This is a genomic window from Micromonospora trifolii (assembly GCF_050516465.1).
Lineage (GTDB): Bacteria > Actinomycetota > Actinomycetes > Mycobacteriales > Micromonosporaceae > Micromonospora > Micromonospora trifolii.
On record NZ_CP191526.1, the window covers coordinates 5,107,740 to 5,125,149 of the forward strand.

The 17,410-nt window shown below is 70.1% G+C and carries 30 protein-coding genes and 1 pseudogene; 22 read left to right on the forward strand and 9 right to left on the reverse strand.

Annotated features, from left to right (window positions below):
* Positions 1 to 60: 60 nt before the first annotated feature.
* From ACQRWP_RS23675 to ACQRWP_RS23705, 7 genes and pseudogenes are all read left to right on the forward strand, one after another.
* Positions 61 to 945, forward strand: coding sequence for a LysR family transcriptional regulator (locus ACQRWP_RS23675; RefSeq protein ID WP_430497811.1), 885 nt, complete (start codon positions 61 to 63; stop codon positions 943 to 945).
* The gene (locus ACQRWP_RS23680; protein ID WP_430497812.1) at positions 942 to 1,697 is read left to right on the forward strand and encodes a class I SAM-dependent methyltransferase; all 756 of its coding nucleotides are present in this window, start codon (positions 942 to 944) and stop codon (positions 1,695 to 1,697) included. The genes ACQRWP_RS23675 and ACQRWP_RS23680 overlap by 4 nt, the downstream gene beginning before the upstream one ends.
* A 10-nt stretch (positions 1,698 to 1,707) precedes the next feature.
* The gene (locus ACQRWP_RS23685; RefSeq protein ID WP_030337500.1) at positions 1,708 to 2,070 is read left to right on the forward strand and encodes a PH domain-containing protein; all 363 of its coding nucleotides are present in this window, start codon (positions 1,708 to 1,710) and stop codon (positions 2,068 to 2,070) included.
* Between the two features lie 223 nt (positions 2,071 to 2,293).
* Positions 2,294 to 3,028: a class I SAM-dependent methyltransferase gene (locus tag ACQRWP_RS23690; protein ID WP_430497814.1), complete on the forward strand. Its 735-nt coding sequence runs from the start codon at positions 2,294 to 2,296 to the stop codon at positions 3,026 to 3,028.
* Positions 3,029 to 3,128: 100 nt separating this feature from the next.
* Positions 3,129 to 3,329: a hypothetical protein gene (locus ACQRWP_RS23695; protein WP_430497816.1), complete on the forward strand. Its 201-nt coding sequence runs from the start codon at positions 3,129 to 3,131 to the stop codon at positions 3,327 to 3,329.
* Positions 3,330 to 3,479: 150 nt separating this feature from the next.
* Complete coding sequence (locus tag ACQRWP_RS23700; protein ID WP_430497818.1) at positions 3,480 to 3,761, forward strand: hypothetical protein; 282 nt, start codon at positions 3,480 to 3,482, stop codon at positions 3,759 to 3,761.
* Positions 3,762 to 3,842: 81 nt separating this feature from the next.
* Positions 3,843 to 4,876: pseudogene (locus ACQRWP_RS23705) on the forward strand (MFS transporter).
* On the opposite strand, the gene ACQRWP_RS23710 reads toward ACQRWP_RS23705, so the two are convergent.
* Genes ACQRWP_RS23710 through ACQRWP_RS23720 form a run of 3 tightly spaced genes read right to left on the reverse strand, consistent with a single transcriptional unit; the run spans position 4,860 to position 6,111 of the window.
* On the reverse strand, positions 4,860 to 5,303 hold the full coding sequence (locus tag ACQRWP_RS23710) for an SRPBCC family protein (protein WP_430497820.1): 444 nt from the start codon (positions 5,301 to 5,303) through the stop codon (positions 4,860 to 4,862). The pseudogene ACQRWP_RS23705 and the gene ACQRWP_RS23710 sit on opposite strands and share 17 nt — an antisense overlap.
* Positions 5,304 to 5,305: 2 nt before the next feature.
* The gene (locus ACQRWP_RS23715) at positions 5,306 to 5,656 is read right to left on the reverse strand and encodes an ArsR/SmtB family transcription factor (protein ID WP_430497822.1); all 351 of its coding nucleotides are present in this window, start codon (positions 5,654 to 5,656) and stop codon (positions 5,306 to 5,308) included.
* Positions 5,653 to 6,111: an SRPBCC domain-containing protein gene (locus tag ACQRWP_RS23720; protein WP_425696095.1), complete on the reverse strand. Its 459-nt coding sequence runs from the start codon at positions 6,109 to 6,111 to the stop codon at positions 5,653 to 5,655. Before ACQRWP_RS23720 ends, ACQRWP_RS23715 begins: the two co-directional genes overlap by 4 nt.
* Before the next feature lie 114 nt (positions 6,112 to 6,225).
* Here ACQRWP_RS23720 and ACQRWP_RS23725 point away from each other — a divergent pair, with 114 nt between their 5' ends.
* The 3 genes from ACQRWP_RS23725 to ACQRWP_RS23735 are packed head-to-tail and all read left to right on the forward strand — an operon-like array spanning position 6,226 to position 8,100.
* Complete coding sequence (locus ACQRWP_RS23725; RefSeq protein ID WP_430497824.1) at positions 6,226 to 6,600, forward strand: VOC family protein; 375 nt, start codon at positions 6,226 to 6,228, stop codon at positions 6,598 to 6,600.
* Positions 6,601 to 6,613: 13 nt separating this feature from the next.
* A complete protein-coding gene (locus tag ACQRWP_RS23730) occupies positions 6,614 to 7,216 on the forward strand; it encodes an NAD(P)H-dependent oxidoreductase (protein WP_430497826.1) in 603 nt (200 codons plus the stop codon).
* A gap of 5 nt (positions 7,217 to 7,221) precedes the next feature.
* Positions 7,222 to 8,100 (forward strand): nucleotidyltransferase domain-containing protein, encoded by an 879-nt coding sequence (locus ACQRWP_RS23735; protein WP_430497828.1) that lies wholly within the window; start codon positions 7,222 to 7,224, stop codon positions 8,098 to 8,100.
* Position 8,101: 1 nt separating this feature from the next.
* Here ACQRWP_RS23735 and ACQRWP_RS23740 read toward each other — a convergent pair whose 3' ends face one another.
* Both ACQRWP_RS23740 and ACQRWP_RS23745 read right to left on the reverse strand, forming a co-directional pair.
* Positions 8,102 to 8,464 (reverse strand): hypothetical protein, encoded by a 363-nt coding sequence (locus tag ACQRWP_RS23740; protein ID WP_430497830.1) that lies wholly within the window; start codon positions 8,462 to 8,464, stop codon positions 8,102 to 8,104.
* A gap of 31 nt (positions 8,465 to 8,495) precedes the next feature.
* Positions 8,496 to 9,266, reverse strand: a complete 771-nt coding sequence (locus ACQRWP_RS23745) for a class I SAM-dependent methyltransferase (protein WP_430497831.1) — start codon at positions 9,264 to 9,266, stop codon at positions 8,496 to 8,498.
* A 40-nt stretch (positions 9,267 to 9,306) separates the two neighbouring features.
* On the opposite strand from ACQRWP_RS23745, the gene ACQRWP_RS23750 reads away from it, so the two are divergent.
* From ACQRWP_RS23750 to ACQRWP_RS23805, 12 genes are all read left to right on the forward strand, one after another.
* Entirely contained in the window at positions 9,307 to 9,879 is a 573-nt protein-coding gene (locus tag ACQRWP_RS23750; RefSeq protein ID WP_430497833.1) for a DUF3592 domain-containing protein, read from the forward strand.
* A gap of 304 nt (positions 9,880 to 10,183) precedes the next feature.
* On the forward strand, positions 10,184 to 10,435 hold the full coding sequence (locus tag ACQRWP_RS23755; RefSeq protein WP_430497835.1) for a hypothetical protein: 252 nt from the start codon (positions 10,184 to 10,186) through the stop codon (positions 10,433 to 10,435).
* Positions 10,436 to 10,808: 373 nt separating this feature from the next.
* Positions 10,809 to 11,507 carry a DUF6907 domain-containing protein gene (locus ACQRWP_RS23760; RefSeq protein WP_430497837.1) on the forward strand — a complete coding sequence of 233 codons (699 nt, stop codon included), beginning with the start codon at positions 10,809 to 10,811 and terminating at the stop codon, positions 11,505 to 11,507.
* A 50-nt stretch (positions 11,508 to 11,557) separates the two neighbouring features.
* Entirely contained in the window at positions 11,558 to 11,803 is a 246-nt protein-coding gene (locus tag ACQRWP_RS23765; RefSeq protein WP_430497839.1) for a hypothetical protein, read from the forward strand.
* Positions 11,800 to 12,009 (forward strand): hypothetical protein, encoded by a 210-nt coding sequence (locus tag ACQRWP_RS23770; protein ID WP_430497840.1) that lies wholly within the window; start codon positions 11,800 to 11,802, stop codon positions 12,007 to 12,009. Before ACQRWP_RS23765 ends, ACQRWP_RS23770 begins: the two co-directional genes overlap by 4 nt.
* Positions 12,006 to 12,128: a hypothetical protein gene (locus ACQRWP_RS23775; protein WP_430497842.1), complete on the forward strand. Its 123-nt coding sequence runs from the start codon at positions 12,006 to 12,008 to the stop codon at positions 12,126 to 12,128. Before ACQRWP_RS23770 ends, ACQRWP_RS23775 begins: the two co-directional genes overlap by 4 nt.
* Positions 12,125 to 12,337 carry a hypothetical protein gene (locus ACQRWP_RS23780; protein WP_430497843.1) on the forward strand — a complete coding sequence of 71 codons (213 nt, stop codon included), beginning with the start codon at positions 12,125 to 12,127 and terminating at the stop codon, positions 12,335 to 12,337. Before ACQRWP_RS23775 ends, ACQRWP_RS23780 begins: the two co-directional genes overlap by 4 nt.
* A complete protein-coding gene (locus tag ACQRWP_RS23785) occupies positions 12,334 to 13,149 on the forward strand; it encodes a DUF2637 domain-containing protein (protein ID WP_430497844.1) in 816 nt (271 codons plus the stop codon). Before ACQRWP_RS23780 ends, ACQRWP_RS23785 begins: the two co-directional genes overlap by 4 nt.
* Positions 13,146 to 13,301 (forward strand): hypothetical protein, encoded by a 156-nt coding sequence (locus tag ACQRWP_RS23790; protein WP_430497846.1) that lies wholly within the window; start codon positions 13,146 to 13,148, stop codon positions 13,299 to 13,301. Before ACQRWP_RS23785 ends, ACQRWP_RS23790 begins: the two co-directional genes overlap by 4 nt.
* A complete protein-coding gene (locus ACQRWP_RS23795; RefSeq protein WP_430497848.1) occupies positions 13,301 to 13,462 on the forward strand; it encodes a hypothetical protein in 162 nt (53 codons plus the stop codon). The genes ACQRWP_RS23790 and ACQRWP_RS23795 overlap by 1 nt, the downstream gene beginning before the upstream one ends.
* Positions 13,459 to 13,683: a hypothetical protein gene (locus tag ACQRWP_RS23800; RefSeq protein WP_430497850.1), complete on the forward strand. Its 225-nt coding sequence runs from the start codon at positions 13,459 to 13,461 to the stop codon at positions 13,681 to 13,683. The genes ACQRWP_RS23795 and ACQRWP_RS23800 overlap by 4 nt, the downstream gene beginning before the upstream one ends.
* Before the next feature lie 80 nt (positions 13,684 to 13,763).
* Positions 13,764 to 15,503: a helicase HerA domain-containing protein gene (locus ACQRWP_RS23805; protein WP_430497852.1), complete on the forward strand. Its 1,740-nt coding sequence runs from the start codon at positions 13,764 to 13,766 to the stop codon at positions 15,501 to 15,503.
* 157 nt (positions 15,504 to 15,660) lie between these two features.
* Here ACQRWP_RS23805 and ACQRWP_RS23810 read toward each other — a convergent pair whose 3' ends face one another.
* From ACQRWP_RS23810 to ACQRWP_RS23825, 4 genes are all read right to left on the reverse strand, one after another.
* Positions 15,661 to 15,948 carry an HNH endonuclease gene (locus ACQRWP_RS23810; RefSeq protein ID WP_430497854.1) on the reverse strand — a complete coding sequence of 96 codons (288 nt, stop codon included), beginning with the start codon at positions 15,946 to 15,948 and terminating at the stop codon, positions 15,661 to 15,663.
* 120 nt (positions 15,949 to 16,068) lie between these two features.
* Complete coding sequence (locus ACQRWP_RS23815; protein WP_430497856.1) at positions 16,069 to 16,869, reverse strand: hypothetical protein; 801 nt, start codon at positions 16,867 to 16,869, stop codon at positions 16,069 to 16,071.
* A 49-nt stretch (positions 16,870 to 16,918) separates the two neighbouring features.
* Positions 16,919 to 17,149 carry a hypothetical protein gene (locus tag ACQRWP_RS23820; RefSeq protein ID WP_430497858.1) on the reverse strand — a complete coding sequence of 77 codons (231 nt, stop codon included), beginning with the start codon at positions 17,147 to 17,149 and terminating at the stop codon, positions 16,919 to 16,921.
* Positions 17,146 to 17,352 carry a hypothetical protein gene (locus ACQRWP_RS23825; protein WP_430497860.1) on the reverse strand — a complete coding sequence of 69 codons (207 nt, stop codon included), beginning with the start codon at positions 17,350 to 17,352 and terminating at the stop codon, positions 17,146 to 17,148. The genes ACQRWP_RS23820 and ACQRWP_RS23825 overlap by 4 nt, the downstream gene beginning before the upstream one ends.
* Between the last annotated feature and the right edge of the window lie 58 nt (positions 17,353 to 17,410).

The following is a 17,410-nucleotide window of genomic DNA, read 5'->3' on the forward strand; positions in this document are numbered from 1 at the left end:
ACGCCGACCAAGACCTGATGCCGCTACGATCGTTGCCCACAGGTCAACGATGGGAACGGTGTGCTGGAGCGGTACGAGGTTGAGACGTTCCTGACCCTCGCGGAGGAACTGCACTTCGGCCGAACCGCCGAGCGGTTGACCGTCAGCACCGGCCGGGTCAGCCACATCGTGAAGAAGCTGGAACGCCAGATCGGCGCACCGCTGTTCGCCCGCACCAGTCGGGTCGTCCGGCTCACCCCGATCGGCCGGCAGCTCGCCGACGAGCTGGCCCCGCTGGTCGCCGAGATGGACGGGGCCGTCCGCCGCGCCACCGACGCCGCCCGGGGCGTGACCGGGACGCTGCGGGTGGCGTTCCTCGGCGAGTGGACCGCGCCGGTGCTGCTCCGGGCGGTGGCCCTGTTCGGCGAACGGCACCCGGACTGCCGGGTGGAGGTGCACGAGGCGCAGTTGTCCACCACCCGATCCGGGCTGCTCGACGGCTCGACCGACGTGTTGATCGCCTCGTACCCGTTCGACGGGATGGCCACCGGCCCCGCGCTGCTCTCCGAGGATCGGGTGCTGGCGGTGGCGGCGGGTCACCCGCTCACCCGGGAGCGGTCGGTGTCGTTGGAGGTGCTCGCCGACCACCCGGTCGTGCAGTACCCGACCGTGACCTCGCTGGAGTTCAAGCGGGACCGCACCCCGGAGCGCACCCCGTCCGGCCGGCCCGTGCCGAAGGGACCCGCCGGGAACACCTTCTCCGAGATGCTGTCCCTGGTCGCGCTGGGCCGGGGCGTCCTGCCGGTGGGCGAGCACACACGGCGCTACTACCCGCGCCCCGACGTGGCGTACGTGCCCATCCACGACGCGCCACCGATCGAACGAGGGCCGGTCTGGCTGCCCAGCAACACCACCTCCCGGGTACGCGAGTTCGTCCGCGCCGCGACCGACGCGAACCCCCGATGAGGCACGCCGAGTTCCGCCACCACCGGCTGGTCCAGGTGTACGACGCGGAGTGCCGGTGGGGGCCGGACGACGACTTCTTCCACACGGTGGTCGACGAGACCCCGGCCGCGCGGGTGCTGGACCTCGGCTGCGGCACCGGCCGGCTGACCATTGCCCTCGCCGCCGCCGGCCACACCGTCACCGGTGTGGACCCGGCCGGCGCGTCCCTGGCCGCCGCGCGCGCCAAGCCGGGCGGTGAGCGGGTGACCTGGCTCGCGGGCACGTCTGCGCTGCTGCCGGCGAGGGCGTTCGACGTGGCGGTGCTGACCAGCCACGTCGCCCAGTTCTTCGTGGACGATGCGGAGTGGGCGCGTACCCTCGCCGACCTGGCCCGGGCGCTCGTGCCCGGCGGCCGGCTTGTGTTCGACGCGCGCGACCCGGCGGACCGTCGCTGGGAGCTGTGGAACCCGGTGGATTCGCACCGGCTGCTCACGCTGCCCGACGGCGGCGAGGTCCGCGCCTGGACCGAGGTCATCGGGGTACGCGACGGAGTGGTCGACTTCACCCACCACTACCACTTCGACGACGGGCAAGAACTCCTCAGCTCGGCGACCCTGCGCTTCCGCACCGAGGCTGAGCTGCGCACCTCCCTGACCAGGGCGGGCTTCATCGTGGACCGCGTCCACGGGGGCTGGCACGGCGAGCCCGTCGGCCACGGCGACGGCGAGTTCGTGGTCCTCGCCCGGGTGGGCACGTTGGCACCGGTTTCCTAGCCTGGAATACATGGCGAACATCGCGTACGACCGCAAAGAGCAGGTCCAGCAGATCGAGAGTGGCCTCCTCGAAGGCGAGCAGATCATCGCCGTCTACGACGCCGTCGGCACCGGCACCGGGTTCATCGGGCTGACCGACCGCCGCGTGATCATCCAGGACCGGTCCTTCGTCGGGAAACGGTTCGCGATCACCAGCATCCCGTACTCGAAGATCACCAGCGTGAGCGTGGTCAGCAACAAGTCGTGGGGTGGTTCGTTCTTCTCCACCGGCGCCATCGCCATCCACGTCGGCACGCACACCTACGAGGTGGAGTTCCGTGGCGCGCAGAAGAGCCACCACGTGCACAACGTGATCCTGCACCACATCTCCTGACCACACGTTCCACCGTGGGCCCGGCTGGCGTAAATGCCTTGCCGGGCCCGCGGCGTCTCTGGTGTCCTCGGTCGACAGCCGCGCGAAGGGAGCAGCCACCATGCCCAACACAACGAAGTCCCCCGAACCAACCGTCATCCGACCCGAGGAATCGAGACTTCGTGAGCAGGACCGTTCCCCTGGCGCTGCTGGGCGCCACTGACCCCAACCGCGGAGGCCGCTGATGTCGGTCTTCGACGATCCCGGCCTCTTCGGCCGGCTCTGGGCCGCCGGATACGACGACGGCGGCACCAACCCCGACCCGGCTCCCGCCGTTGACTTCCTGGCCGACCTGGCCGACGGCGGCCCGGTTCTCGAACTGGCGATCGGCACCGGCCGGGTCGCGCTGCCGCTGGCCGAACGCGGCCTCGCCGTGCACGGCGTCGAGGCGTCCGAGGAGATGCTCGCGCAGCTACGGGCGAAACCCGGCGGCGACCAGATCCCGGTGGTCGTCGCCGACATGGCGGACGTGCCGGTGGCCGGTGAGTTCCGGCTCGCGTACCTGGTCTTCAACACCCTGTTCAACCTGGTGGACGCCGAGCGGCAGGCGGACTGCTTCCGCAACGTCGCCCGGGTGCTGTCGCCCGGCGGCGCGTTCGTCATCGAGACGTTCGTGCCCGACCCGCGCAGCTTCGACTCGGACGAGCAGGTGCAGGTGCGTGAGGTCACCGAGGACTCCGCGACGATCCGACTGCACCGGTACGACCGGCCGGCGCAGCGGTTCATCCGGCAGACGATCACGTTCGACGCGGACGGTGTGCACCTGAAGCCGTTCGCCATGCGGTACGCCTGGCCGCACCAGATCGACGAGATGGCGCAGCAGGCAGGGCTCCGGCTCACCGAGCGGTACGCCGACTGGCACCGACGACCGTTCCAGGCCGACAGCCCGTCGCACATCTCCGTCTACCGCGCCCAGTAACGGTTTGGTCGACTCGGGTTCCGGAGAAGTCGGGGTGACATCGCCACGACGTGAAGGAACCCGAGTCGACCTCCCGCCGCCCGGAAAGTGAGATGCCGCCATGAGCAGACGAGCCATCCAGGTAATCCTGACTCTGTCGGTCGTCCTGATGGTCACCGGCATCATCCTCAAGGTGACCGGGGACGGCAGTGCCGACACGGCCGGCACGGTGGCGGTGGCGCTCGCCTCGGTGGGTTCGATCGTGGCGAGCATCGGCTCGTCCTTCCGCGCTCCCCGCGGGAACGACGGCCCGGAACGGTGATCCGGCCAGCTCGCTGTCCGATCGGACGGACACGGGAGGCTTGATCAACTTCGGCCCCGAGGGCATGGGCGTGGATGTGTCACTGTGGGCACGACGACTTGTCGCCGAGGGGCCGGGGTCGATCTCCGTCAGCGGAAGCGGGTGACCAGGATGACCAAACGAGTCGAACGGGCTCTCCTGGCGCTGGCGCTCGGTCTGCTCGTTGCCGGCTGGATCCTTCAGGAGAACGAGCACGGCAGCGCCCATACGATCGGCCGGGTGCTGGTGCCCCTCGGCTGGATCTGTTGCATCGTCGCCGCTTTCGGCCGGGACCGTCGCGCCAAGCGCGAGAACAACCGACTACGCGCGGCGTTGCTCGGCAGCCAGACCGCAACGGGAGCAGACGAGCGCCGGGACCGTCCTCCGAATGAAGACGACCGCCCGAGCCGGTGATTCGAGCCCTTCACCCTCGGCTGATTCTGCTGGTAGCAGTAGGTGTTGATCCGCAGGTCCCGCGCCGGGTGAGCTGACAGCATGCCGGACGCCGCCCGTTTCCCACGCTCCTCGCCGTACTGGCCGGTGGTCAGTCACCCTCAGCTCCGGCGCGTTCTGCCCGGGCTGGCCGTCTCCGCGTTGGGCGACGGCCTGGCGGTGGTCGCGGTGACCTGGCTCGCCATCCAACTCGCCCCGCACGATCAGCGGGGCACCTGGATCGCGCTGGCCATGGCGGCGTACACGCTGCCCAGCGCGGCCGGGACTGTCGTCTTCGGCCGGCTTTCGCCACCATCGTCGGCCCGCCGCTGGCGGGCATCCTGATCGGCTGGGTGAGCCCGGTGTGGGTGATCGCTGTCGACGCCGTCACCTTCGCCGCGCTGGCCCTCACGTACCGTTTCGCCCTTCCCGTCACCGGCGGCGTCCGTCGGTCCGAGCGCGGCGCGTCGCGGACGGCCGGTTTCGCGGTCATCCGCCACGACCCCACCCTGCTGGGCCTGCTGGTGTTGAGCCTCGGGTTCTTCTTCCTCTTCGGACCGGTGTACGTGGCGATGCCAATCCACATCACCGACGACCTGCACGCCTCCGCGACGCTGCTCGGCGCCTACTACACCGCCTTTGGTCTCGGCGGCCTCTTGGGGGGTGTGATCGCCGGCCACCTTCGCGACTGGCCGCTGCGTGCCACCACCATCGGCATCGTCATCGGGTTCGGGGTGGCCATGCTGCCCCTCGGCCTGGGCGCACCGGTCGGCCTGTCGCTGCCGGCCTTCGCGCTCGCGGGCGTGATCTGGGCACCGTACCGATCCACCTCGATGGCGCTGTTCCAGCGCAGCACGTCGACCGCGCAACTCCCGGCGGTGCTCGCCGCGAACGGGGCCATCCTCGTGCTGGCGGTGCCCCTGGGCACCATGCTGGGCGGCCCGTTGGTGAGCGCCATCGGCGCACGCCCGACGCTGCTGCTCTGCGCGGCGGCGATAGCCGCTCTCGGCCTGGCCGCCGGGGGGATCGCGATCTCGCGGCGAAGCGTGCGATCCCCCGGCGGTCCAACCGGCACCGAGGTCAGTGCCCGTCGCTGATCTGGACGTCGTCCGGCGCCGGCCGGCCGCGCCCCGTCTCGACCAGCTCCTTGAGGCTCATCAGGAAGATCGCCCACTTGGTGCTGCACTCGTGCATGAGTTCGGTCGGCTCACGCCAAGCCTCGTGCGTGAAATCGACGGTCGTGTAGCGACCCCGCTGGTCGAGCCGCCAACTGATCTCGGTGCCGATCCACTCCTCCGGGCCGCCGACGACCCGCCACCGCACCTGGCCAGCCGGGTCCAGCTCAAGGATCTCCAGGTCGAACCCGCCCTCGTCACCGAAGTGGACGGCCAACTGCCCGCCGACCTCGCTCTTGCCGGTCGTGTCGACCGACCACCAGCCGGCGACGCCCTCGGGGGTTGCCACGGCCCGGTAGACGTCGGCGAGCGGAGCGACGACGCCGACCTGATGCAGAATGTCGACCATTTTCAGCCTCCCTGGTTGTCGGTGCGGTGGCGTTCGATCGTCTCGGCGATGTGCTTGATCCGGCGGAGGCGGGCGTCCCAGGTGGAGCCGACCGCCGACAACTGGGCGACCGCCCGGGCGAGTTGCGCCTCGTCCACCTGGTAGTGACGCTCGCGACCGGCCGGTTCGGCGTGGATCAGCCCAACCCGGTCGAGGACCGCCAGGTGCTTCGAGACGGCCTGACGGGTGACGGGTAGCCGCCTGCTCAACGATGTGGCCGTGCCCGGCCCGTCAGAGAGAAGAAGGTCGATCATCGTACGCCGAATCGGGTCGCCGATCGCCGACCACAACTCGTCGTCGACCGCCGCGCTCACGGGGTCGCGACCAGCCGCGCGACGTACCCGCCGAGCCGGGGCATGTAGTGGTCCCAACCGTTCTCGTGGTCGCGGTACTGCTCTTCCAGGACAGCGACCTCCCAACCCAGCTCGCGGAACCCGGTCTCGGTCATCCGGATCAGCGTCCCGGCGCCGCTGGGCACCAGGTCGAAGGTGACGAACAGCGCCTGCCCACTCCGGTCCGGCTCGGTAAAACACCACCGGAAGGAGAACCGCTTCGGCGGGTCGACCTCGACGACGGCGAGCGCGACGGTCTTCGTCTCGCCGGTGTCGGTGTCCCGCCAGACCAGCTCGCCCGGTGCACCGGCGACCGACTCGAACCGCGCGTCGTCGGGCCACCACTCCCGCATGTGCTCGGGCTGGCTGACCACCTCGAAGACGACCTCGGGGGACGCGTTGACGTGGATGTCGCGTTCGATCGTTCCCTGTTCCATGCTCACAACCTCTCGCAACCTTTGGTTGCACTCAACCTACGACAGCCCACGCCCATCGCGCAACCTTTCGTTGCACGTCGTGGTTTCGTCGTACCTGGGGTGCACGATCGGCGCATGTCTGAGCCATCGCCGCACCGACACCACGCCATCGACTACGTCGAGCTCACGGTGACCGACCTCGCCGTGGCCAAGCGGTTCTACGCCGACGCGTTCGGCTGGCAGTTCAACGACTACGGGCCGGAGTACGCCGGCATCCGCAGCCCACACGGCGACGCCGCGCCCGAGGTCGGCGGTCTCCGTCTGGACAGGGAAGTCCGAGCGGGCGGGCCGCTCGTGCTGCTCTACTCCACCGACCTGGACCGGTCCGTGCAGGCCGTGAAGCAGGCCGGCGGCCAGGTGGTGAACGGGCCGTACGAGTTCCCCGGTGGCCGGCGGTTCCACTTCACCGACCCGAGCGGCAACGAGTTGGGCGCCTGGGCCGAACAGTAGGACCGTTGCACCCATGCACACCTTGTTGGTAGCCGTGAACCCCGAGCCTCAGTCGCTGACGCATCACGTTGCTCAGCGACTTGAGGCCGCGCTGCGCCCAGGGTCCGTCGAAATCGCCGACCTGGCGAAGGAGGGCTTCGACCCGAGGTACGCCCCGGCCGACCGCCTGGCGTACCAGCAGCGCGGCGGGCCGCCGCCTGACGTCCTCCGCGAGCAGCAGCGCATCGATCGAGCCGATGACCTCGTGCTGGTCTTCCCGGTCTACTGGTGGTCGATGCCGGCACTGCTCAAGGGGTGGATCGACCGGGTGTTCATCAACGGCTGGGCCTTCGACTACGCCCCGGCCACCGGCATCCAACCGCGGCTGCACCGCCTCACCACCCACCTGCTCCCCATTGCCGGTGACGACGCCGGCCTCTACGAGCGACACGGGTACGGGCACGCGCTACGGACGCAGATCGAGCACGGAATCGTGGACTACTGCGGCAGCCGACGTGGCGTCACGGCCTTCGTGCACGAGTCCGAGCAGGACGACTCCCAGGCCACGGCACGACACGTCGACCAAGCCATAACCATGATCCGCGACGCCATCTCCGTACCGCTCGACGCGCGTTAGGAGGGGTGCTGCCCCTCCACTCCGAGGTCGCCCGGGCGGTGGGTGATTGTCGTCGCCGGCTCCGGCAGAGTGTCCCCATGACCGGAAGAGGACTGGACGCCGAGGGCTGGATTGCGCGCGAGGGTGCGCTGAGTCGGGTCCCGGCCGCGTTCGCCGGTGTTGTCGAGGCGGCACGCGCTCGAATAGCCGATTCGTTCGACGATGGTCGGCTGCACAGCGCCTACATCTACGGCAGCATCCCGCGTGGCACCGCCACCCCCGGGCTCTCCGATCTCGACCTGCTCGTCGCCCTGCACACCGAACCAACCGAGGCCGACCGGACGGCCGCCACGAGGATCGAGCAGGCTCTCGACGAGTCCTTCACGCAGATCGACGGCGTGGGCGTTCTGCTGTTCAGTGCACGTACGCTGCTCAGCGAGCTTGAGCGGCACGACCTCGGCTTCTTCGTCGCCTGCCTGTGCACTCCCCTGCTGGGCGACGACCTCGCCGACCACCTTCCCCGCTACCGGCCCACTCCCCTGCTCGCCCGCGAGACGAACGGCGACCTGTCGCTTGCGCTTCCGGGATGGCGCCGCCAGGCAGCCGCAGCACACACCGACCAGCAACGTAAGGCCCTCAGCCGGCTCGTCGCTCGTCGCATCGTCAGAACAGGTTTCACGCTGGTCATGCCTCGGTGGGGAGGCTGGACGAGCGACCTCACCGAGTCGGCCGAGGCGTTCGGGCTCCACTATCCGGAACGCGCCGGGCAGATGCGGAGAGCTGCCGTTATCGGCCGCACGCCCTCGACGGTTCCGGGTGCGCTCCGCGAACTCATCGACGACCTCGGGCCCTGGCTCGCTGCAGAGTACGCGACTGTCCATGGCGAGAAGGCCGTCCGTCCCTGACCTATCGGAGGTCCTCGGCGCTCAGGACGAGACAGCCGAACATGTCCTTGAGGACGGCCCGCTGATGGTCGGTCAGGGGGTTCGCGAAGACCACGACGCCGACCCCGCGCTGCCGGCAGGCGTCGGCGACTTCGCGGGCCCTACCGGGGCTGAGCAACGTCCGCCGCGAGAACGGGTCGCCCATCTTGTCCGCGCCGCCGGAAGAGACACCCCGCCGCTGCACGTGCCGGCTCACGACCTGGCCGCCGTGGGCTTCCACCAAGCGGGCCAGGAGATTGAGTTTGCTGGCGAACTCCTTGTCCTTCGCCGAGAACAGGCCCACCAGCGCCACGTCGGCGCCTGCCAGCACAGCGTTCGACGCCACGCCCCGATGTCGGTTCACCGGGTCGCTGACGTCAGCGCCGGCGGGCGCGCAGCACGCCGGTCAGCATCGGCAGCGTGAACTCGCCGTGCGCCGTTTCGGGTCGGCTCCCGAGGAATGCGCGGATCCGGTCGAGCGTGGCCGCTCGCTCCGCTTCCGGCATGACCAGCATCCCGGCCCGCGTCGCGAGCGTCGCGACGAGAGAGTCAGCGGTACGGCGCTGCCCGTGCGGGAACTCGACCTGCTCCGCAGACCCGAACCGCCCGATCAGGCCGGTGCCCGGAACGAGCATGCCCGCCGTAGCCGTGCGCCAGCTGCTCAGGGTGTCGCGCGGGCCGATGGCGGCACTCCCGCTGACCCGTCCGAGCCCGGCAACCCAGTCGATCCGATCGTCCATGATGTTCCACAACCCGGCCAGGACACCGCCGGGTGCGAGGACCCTGGCGATTTCCGCCCCCGCGACGGCCATGTCGAACCAGTGCAGGGCGTTGCCGGCGAGCACGGCGTCGACGGACCCGTCCGGCAACGGAATGGCCTCGGCGCTACCCGGCAGGGCACGGACGGCCGGCACCGCGCGGCGTAGCTCGGCGAGCATCGCCGGGTCGGGTTCGACCGCCACGACGTCCGCGCCCACCGCGGCCAGCGTCGCGGACAGCTTGCCGGTGCCGGCACCCAGGTCGAGCACGCGTAGACCGGGGGCCGGCTCCAGCGCCCACCGCACCGCGGCCTGCGCGTAGTCCGGGCGGTGCTCGGCGTACGCGGTCGCCGCCGCGCCAAACGACGACCGGAGCTGCTGATCCGTCATGCGGTCAACCTACCGCCGCTTGTGGACATTGACTGCGACCATGGCCATCGTGCAGATCTTGCGGAGCTGGTGGCGTGCCCGCTACCCCGTCTACGTGCTCGGCCTCGCGGTCGGGATGGTCATGCTGTGGCTGCCGTTCAAGACCTTTCAGGACAACGACGCTTGGGAGAGTCGACTACGGGTCGAGGGCGTGCCAGCCCAGGCAGTCATCGATGAAGTCGTGCACAAGCAGCGGAACAGCAACACGATGCACCTGCGCTATGAGGTCGCCGGGGCCCAGCGTCAGGCCGAGGTTGGCTGTTGGGAGGTCTGCCTGGCGGCCGGCAGTGCGGTGCGGATCTGGGTGAACCCCAACGACCCCGAGGATTTCGTCACCGATTTCGGCGAACTCAGCGGGCATCGGGGCCGGCTGCAAGGGGTGGTCGGAGCGGCAGGCCTGGTTCTGTCCGTGTGGATGGCCCTAGCTGTGATCGCCCGCGGCTACCAGCGACGACGCGACCGCCGGCGACGCGACTGGCAGCGGCAGCAACAAGACCAGCGTCAGCGACAGTTCGTGAACGCCAGGTCCGGAAGCAAACGCAAGCCGAGTCGGCGACGGCCGAACCTGGACTGATCTCGCGACAGACGGGTGACGGCACGGAACTGCATCGAGGTCCGCTGTTGGCTGGACTGGTGGGCCAACCTGACTCGTCGGTCCGGAAGGAACAATGACCACTCCGCTGCTACGCGCCACGATGGAATCCGGCCAGTGGGTGCTCCTGCGGTTCGACAACCACAGGTGAGGGTGGGCCCAGCTGACCGCCGCGACTCAATGACAGGCGCGCCTGTCATTGACGCCGTAGCCAGCCCGGAGCTGCGGGTGGGGAGACCCGCAACGGTCCGCGGCGGTCACGGATGTACGTCGCATAGTCCGCAAAATGGCGACGACGGCCGAGAAAGTGCGGGTAGTGATCGAAGTGCCACCGGCAGGCCTCGACAAACTCCGTGTGGTCATCGAGCCCAAGGCGAGCACAGAGACGTGCGAACTCGTCCAAGCCGTCCAGCATCTCGGCGCACTGGGCAGGTGTCGCGCCATCGGCACCCCACAGCACACCGGCCGGCAGCTCGTGGAGCGCATGGTCGAGCCACTGGCGATCACTGATGTAGCGGGCCCTGTCGTCGTCGGCTGAGGCGTTCACCGGGGCCTCCGTGCCTGCACCATGTGACCAGCCTAGGCAACAGACGTCGGACCTGAGTCAGACGTTGAAGCGGAACGTCTGGCCGCAACTCCGCTACCTGCGGCTTCCCCCCGAGACCCCCTCTGGCCTGCGTTTACTGGCGTTGGTCATGTTGGCTCGCGTTGGTGGTTTGCGGATATCCGGCGGACTTTCTGCGGACCGATGCCCGGCAAGCATTGCCAGTTATGCTTTAATCGCATAGGCTCAGCTACAGCCAACGCAAGGAGTTCCGCTCCCTAGGGAGCACCCCACAAAACCAAAGCGGGCCGGGCAGGTGTTGGAGCACCTGTGATCCCGGCCCTTGATCGCCCCAGGAGGCGACCCGGTGAAGATTCTTGCATCCGCATCCGTCCCCCCGGCGTCCCGGCTCGACGACGCTGACACCACCAACCTGACCGCCGTGCAGCGGCCGGCGGACATCCGCTTCCCCGTGAACCCGTCGTACGCCGGGCGCGCCGCGGTGCCGACCGACCACCGGGAGGCCGAAGAGGCCGCCTGGTGGTCCGAGCCCCTCGCCGACCATCTCGCCGTGGCGGCCCGCGCTCGTGCCCTGTTCGAGGCTGACGCCACCCCCGGTCAGATGGCCGCACAGCTCGGCGTGACCGAGGACGAGGCCACGGACCTGGTCATCGACGACATCGCCCGGGAGACCGGCTGGGAGCGCGGTGTCGGCCTGCGCCCGGCGCCCGGTGCCGGCGGCAACCCGGCCCTGTGCCCACCGTGGTGCACGAAGACGAGCCACGCCGACGAGGACGAGGAGCGGTTGCACTCGTCGACCGCGACGGCCATCGGCATCGAGGACGGCACCCACCTCCGGGAAACCCTGACGGTCGTGGTGCAGCTCGACGCGTTCGAGTCCCCGGAGCTGCCCGGCGGGATCGACCCGACGTCGATCTACCTCTCGGTGACCTGCGACAGGGACCGCGACACGTGGGCGGCGGGAAACATGACGCCGGAGCAGGCCGAGCGGATCGGGCAGGCGCTGCTCGACGCCGCGCGTACCGCCCGCCAGGCCAGCGCCTGATGCGCCGGCCCATCGTGCACCCGAGGTGGTGCCACCCGACGCAGTGCACCGTGACCGCCGACGACAAGGGGTCGCACGGCTCCCGGTACTTCTACGTCGACGAGCGGACCACCGCCCAGCTCGTCAAGCCGGCCGGCATCGGCGACGCGACCGTGCACCTGTCCCTGTGGGCGCCCGAGGTGACGCCGGGGCCGGCGGTCGAGCCCCGCGAGGTGATCACGTTCTCGATGGTGCGGGCCGGTTTGCTGGTCAACACCGTCGCCGACCTCATCGAGAAGGCGAGGGCCGACGCGTGAACGAGTACGAGCTGCTGTTGCTGATCGTGGGTGGCGGGACCGCCGTCCCCGCCGTCGTGTTCCTCATCGCCCGCGCGCTCGTCGAGCGCCACGGCGAGCAGTACGGCCAGGCGCACGCCGCCAAGGGGCAGCTCGAGGTGGCCACCGCCGAGGCCGCCCGCCGTGCCGCCGTGCGGCGCCTGCTCGACGGGGAGTTCGTCCGATGACCCTCTGGACATGCAAGGCGTGCGGGCTGCTGGTCATCCCCGACGGCACGTCGACCGAGGCGCTCAAGAAGGCCATGACGGAGCACGTCCAGACCTGCGCAAAGGAGAAGACCCGATGACCGCCGACCAGGCGTTGCGGGTCCTCCGGTTGCAGACCGCCGTCAACCAGATGGCCGGCCGGTACGGGATGGCCTGCATGGCCATCGCCTACGCCGAGGTCGGCAGCAACGAGTACACCGCCGCGCACCGGACCGCGGCCCGCCAGTACCGGGCGCTGATGCGCCTCACCGAAGCCCTGACCACCATCGCCCTTGGAGGCACCCGATGACCGCCCCCGCCAGCGCGCACCCGCGCACCGTCGAGGACCTGTACCCGGGCGCTCTCGCCCTCACCGACCAGCTCGGCGAGGTCCCGTCGCGTAACCGGCTGATGCGAGAGTTCAAGATCGGCGTCCCGAAGGCTGACGAGCTGCGCGCCCGGCTGCTCGACCGGCCCAGCGAGTCGGCACCCGTTGACCCGTGGGACTACGCCGAGCCGATCGGACCCAAGCCGGCCATCACCGACGAAGAGATGCGGGAGGCGGTCGCAGCGGCACAGGTCCGCACGGACGGACACCCGGACCAGCCGCGCCGTCGGTGGTTCCGCCGGCAGAAGTCGGCCAAGGCGTCGCCGCAGGTCCCGGCGGACGGACACCCGGGTACGCCGCCCATCGCCCCGGCCGACGCAGCCGAGCGCGCATCGCTGGTCCGCATCCGGTGGGGCGTGCGCCTGGTGCTCGCCCTGGGCGTCGCGGCCAGCATCGCCGGGAACGTGCTGCACGCCCGTGACGAGCTGATCTCGCAGGTCATCTCCGCGTGGTCCCCGCTGGCGCTGCTGCTGACCATCGAACTGATCTCACGGGTGCCGGTGCACTCCCGGCGGCTGGCCGTGGGCCGGTGGGCGGCAACCGCGCTGATCGCCGGTATCGCCGCCTGGGTCAGCTACTGGCACATGGCCGCGGTCGCCTCCCGGTACGGGGAGACGAACGGGTCGCAGTACCTGCTGCCGCTGTCGGTCGACGGCCTGGTGGTCGTCGCCTCCATCTGCCTGGTCGAGCTGGGCGGCCGGATCGCCACGGCGAACAGGGCCGGCCAGCGATGAGCGGGGCCACCGTGCCGAACACGATCACGGACCAGCAGTACGCCGACCTGTCCCGTCGGGCGCAGAAGGTCGCGCCGCCGATGTTCAGCACCGAGGCGGTCGAGCACCGCAAGGCGTCGGCCGCCCAGCAGCGGAAGGCAGGGCAGAGCTGATGCCGCGCGGACCGCGTCTGTTCCTGGCCATGGCGATCCTGCTCGTCGGCCTGGCCGTGGTGGTCGACGGGCTGTCCCGGGTGGCGTGCGTCAGCGCCGCGGTGACGTGCCTGCTCGCCTACTTCTACCCCCGCCCCACCAACCGGAAGGACGGCAAGTGATGGGCCTGTTCAGCAGTAAGCCGAAGCCAGCCACCCCGATCAACCGGGATGCGGTGAGGAACCTGCTCAAGCTCGGCATGGCCGAGACCGACGCCGCCGACCGCGACATCGACAGCCCGGAGTTCGACGCAGCCAAGGTGAAGTTCGAGCGGGCACTTCGTGCGGCTGCGCCGGCCGACCAGACCGCCGCCTACGAGGCACTCAAGCGCCACGGCTACTGACCCCACTAGCGCGGTGCCCGGCCATCAAGCCTGCCAGCCCGGCCGGGCACCGCATCCCCCACGAAGGAGGAAAGATCAGCATGGCAGATGACATCGAACGTCTGGTCCGCCGGCTGCGGCGTCGGCGGCTCGCTCTGCGCCTGACCTACCGCTACCTCGCTGGCCGGCCGCTGTCCGGCCGCGACGGCTACCCGTACCGCCACCGCGGCGCCGGCCGGCTCGCCGGGTGGCAGCGGCAGGCGTTCCGGCTCGGGATGCCCACCGCCGCCGGGGTGGCCGTTGCCCTGCCCGAGCAGACCCTGACCGGTGCGTCCCTGCTCGGCCTGGCGGCCGCGTGGCGGGGGCGGCAGCGTCTCGTGCAGCGCCGGTTTCACCGGGAGTACATCGCGCCGACCCTCGCCGCGATCATCCCACCGCTCGGGTTGCAGACCGGCGTGCAGCTGCACGTCGACCCGTCACTCGGGAACCTCACCCCACGCCTGGCGAAGCCGCTCTCACCGGCCGAGGAAGCCCTCAGGCTGTTCTACGGCGAGCGGATCGAACCGATCCTGCGGTGGCTGCCCGAGCACGTCCAGCGGGCAGCCTGGGCGGCCCAGCGCAAGGCCCAGCCGGTCACGTCGCGCCTGGAGGTGTTCCGCCGCCCCGGTGAGGAGGTGGGCCCGCGTATCGAGGTGCTGATCGACTCCCCGTACCTGACGAAGGAACAGAGGCAGCTCGTGTCGTCCATCATCGGCAGCAAGATCCCGGTCTCTGACCTCGTCGAGTCGTGGCACCAGATCGGGCCGAAGGTCCGCGCACGGTGGACGGTACGGAAGCGGCCCCCGGCGAAGGTCGGGCACGACCAGGTCGCCGCGCACTTCCCGAAGCTGCCCGACTGGGAGTTCTACATCGGGCAGGGCTCCGGGGACGTCCCGGTCGTGATCTCGCTGCGGGAAGACTCGCCGCACATCGCGGTCAGCGCCGGCTCTGGCGCCGGTAAGTCGGTGCTGGCTCAACTGATCGCCGTTCAGGTGCTCGCCCGGGGTGGCCGGGTGACCATCCTCGACCGCAAGGGCTCGCACCGGTGGGCACTCGGCCAGGCCGGCGTCGACTACTGCGCCCGACCCGACCAGATGCACGACGCGATCCTGCGTAAGGCGGCCCTGGCGGACGAGCGCAACACCCTCGCCATGCACGAAGAAGAGGACTGGGACCCGGGCCCCCGGGACCTCGTCATCTGCGAGGAGCTCAACGCCACGATCGGGCAGTTGGCGAACTACTGGATCGAGGTTCGGGAAAAGGGCGAGCCGAAACGGTCGCCGGCCATCGCCGCCCTTGCCGACCTGCTCTTCATGGGTCGCTCGGCGAAGGTCAACGTGCTGGCCATCGCGCAGATGCTCACCGCCAGGGCGATCGGCGGACCGGAAGCCCGAGAGAACTTCGGAATCCGGTGCCTGGCCCGGTACACGGCCAACAACTGGAAGATGCTCGTACCTGAGGCGTCGATGCCGCGGGCATCACGGACGCTCGGCCGGTGGCAGATCGTCATCGGTGGACAAGCCACAGAGGTCCAGGTGGCCTACCTGACAACCGCACAGGCACGCGCCCTCGCCACGTCCCCGGCAGACCTTGATAAGCCCCTGAGCAGCGATGTCCCCGGGGACGGGGACATGATGACCTTGCGGGACGCGATCGACGCCGGGGTGCTGCCCTGGTCGTACGAGGCAGCCAAGAAGAGGATGCAGCGACGCGTCGGGAAGGTGCCCGAGCCGCGAGGCAACCGAGGCAACGCCGACCTGTACGCCCGCACCGACCTCACCGAGTGGGCCGGCACCAAGTAGCCCAGCACGACGAAACAGCCCGCCAGGATCGCCCCTGGCGGGCTGTTTCGTGCGTCTGCGGCGTACGGGCCCCCGTTTGGGAAAAACGTCAGAGGGAGGCGTTCGCTAGGCCGGGTAGTGCGGGTGGGGGTGCCCCCGGCGGGGACTTCCCCCACCCCTACCGCCGGCGTTGGAGACTGCCCGACCGGCGCAGTTTCGCGCCGTCACCCTCACCGTTGCCCTTGGCCAGGTTGCAGGCCCGGTGCGCAGCTGCGACGTTGCTTCGGTCATGGGTTCCGCCACGACTGACCGGCACGATGTGGTCGACGACCAAACTGCGCGGGTCGAGGTGGTCGGCTTCCCAGTCGATCGGCTCCCCGCAGATGTGACAGGGCGGCCTGTGCTGCATGAACGTGCGCCGGTACCGCTTGCGTGCGGCCGAGTCGCGGCGTTGGGGAAGGGTCATCGGGGGACCTCCGTGCGGCCAGGTGGAATGGATCTCCCTCGGCGTACAGCTCTACGTGTGTGAGAGCGCTAGGCCGGGTAGTGCAAGGGCGGCCCCCCATGGCGGTGGCCGCCCCCTGGGTCACGCTGCGGCGGGTGCCGTGGGCTGCACGGGCATCGGCTTGTGCGCGTTGCGTTGCACCTGCTCGCGCATCACTACGGCCTCGCGCACCTGGTGGTCGACGGCGTCGCAGCGCTGCATGAACACCTCAGGCGTGGCCAGGCTGAGCCGGTGTCCGGCGGCGATCACCTCGTCGGGCTTGGGTCGGTAGCCCAGCTCCCCGAGCTGCGCCGCGGTGAGCTCGGCGAGGATGAGCACCTTCTTGTTGTGGTCGATGTTGACCAGGTTGGCGCTCTGCGCGGTGAGGAACCAGCACTGCGCGACCAGCTCGACCCGGGCGGCGGCCTCCCGCGCGGTCGCCCAGGGCGTCATCTGCGCGGGCCGGAGCTGGCTCATGACGTTCGGGTCGCTCAGGTTGAGGTCGCCGCCGATCACCTCCCGGGCGGCGGCGATCACCTTGTCGGCTTCCTCGACGACGGGGACCAGTGCGGCGAGGATCGCGGGTGCGGCCTCGTCGAGGGCGTCGCGCCGTCGCTGCTCGATCTCGTCTCCGAGGATGCTCGCGACGTTGGACTCGGTGAGCTGCTGGCTCGCCAGAGCGGTGAGCACGGCCGGGTCCGTGGCCGGGTCCCTGTCGTCCATGAGGGCGTCCAGGACGGCTTTGCGGAGGGCGCCGGGCCGGCGGAGCTTCACGGCGCGACCTTGGGCCGCGTCCAGCTCGGCCAGGGTGTCGGTGAGGGTGGCCGGCAGGGTCAGCCCGAGGTTGCGGAAGTGCTGCCGGGTGAGGCTCAGTGCTGCGTTGACGTTCAGGATGGCGCTCATTGCGTGGGTGCTCCTTCGGGTTGTGGTTGGAGTCGGGGTTACGGGTCGGTCAGCCGAGGACGCCGGAGTTGGTGAACAGGTTGTTGACCCACTGGCGGGCTTCCCAGTCGCCTCCGGACGAGCTGGGCGTCGAGCCCTCACGCGGCACGTGGTTGCCCTTCATGGGATCCGGCGGCGGGGGCGGTTCGGCGGGCGCGGCGGCCCAGTTGTCGTGCTCGTCCTCGCTGAAGAGCCGGCGGGCCCAGTCGCGCGTCTCTGCATCGTCGGTGGTGTCGCTCATGGCGTGGTGATCCCTTCTCGGAGTTGCAGCCGGCGGTAGGCCCGTTCGGCTCGCTGGAGTCGCCGTTCGAGGTAGGTCAGGGTGTGTTTCTCCCGGCGTTCCCGTGCGGTGGCGATGGACCGTCCGAGGCGGGTGATCTCCCGTTCGGCGCTGGCCAGTCCGCGCATCCGGCGGGGGAAGTCGTAGCGGAGGGGGGTGAGCACGGCTCTCCTGTTCGGATGGGCCCCGGCCGCGACTGGTGCCGCGACGCGTACGGGGCTT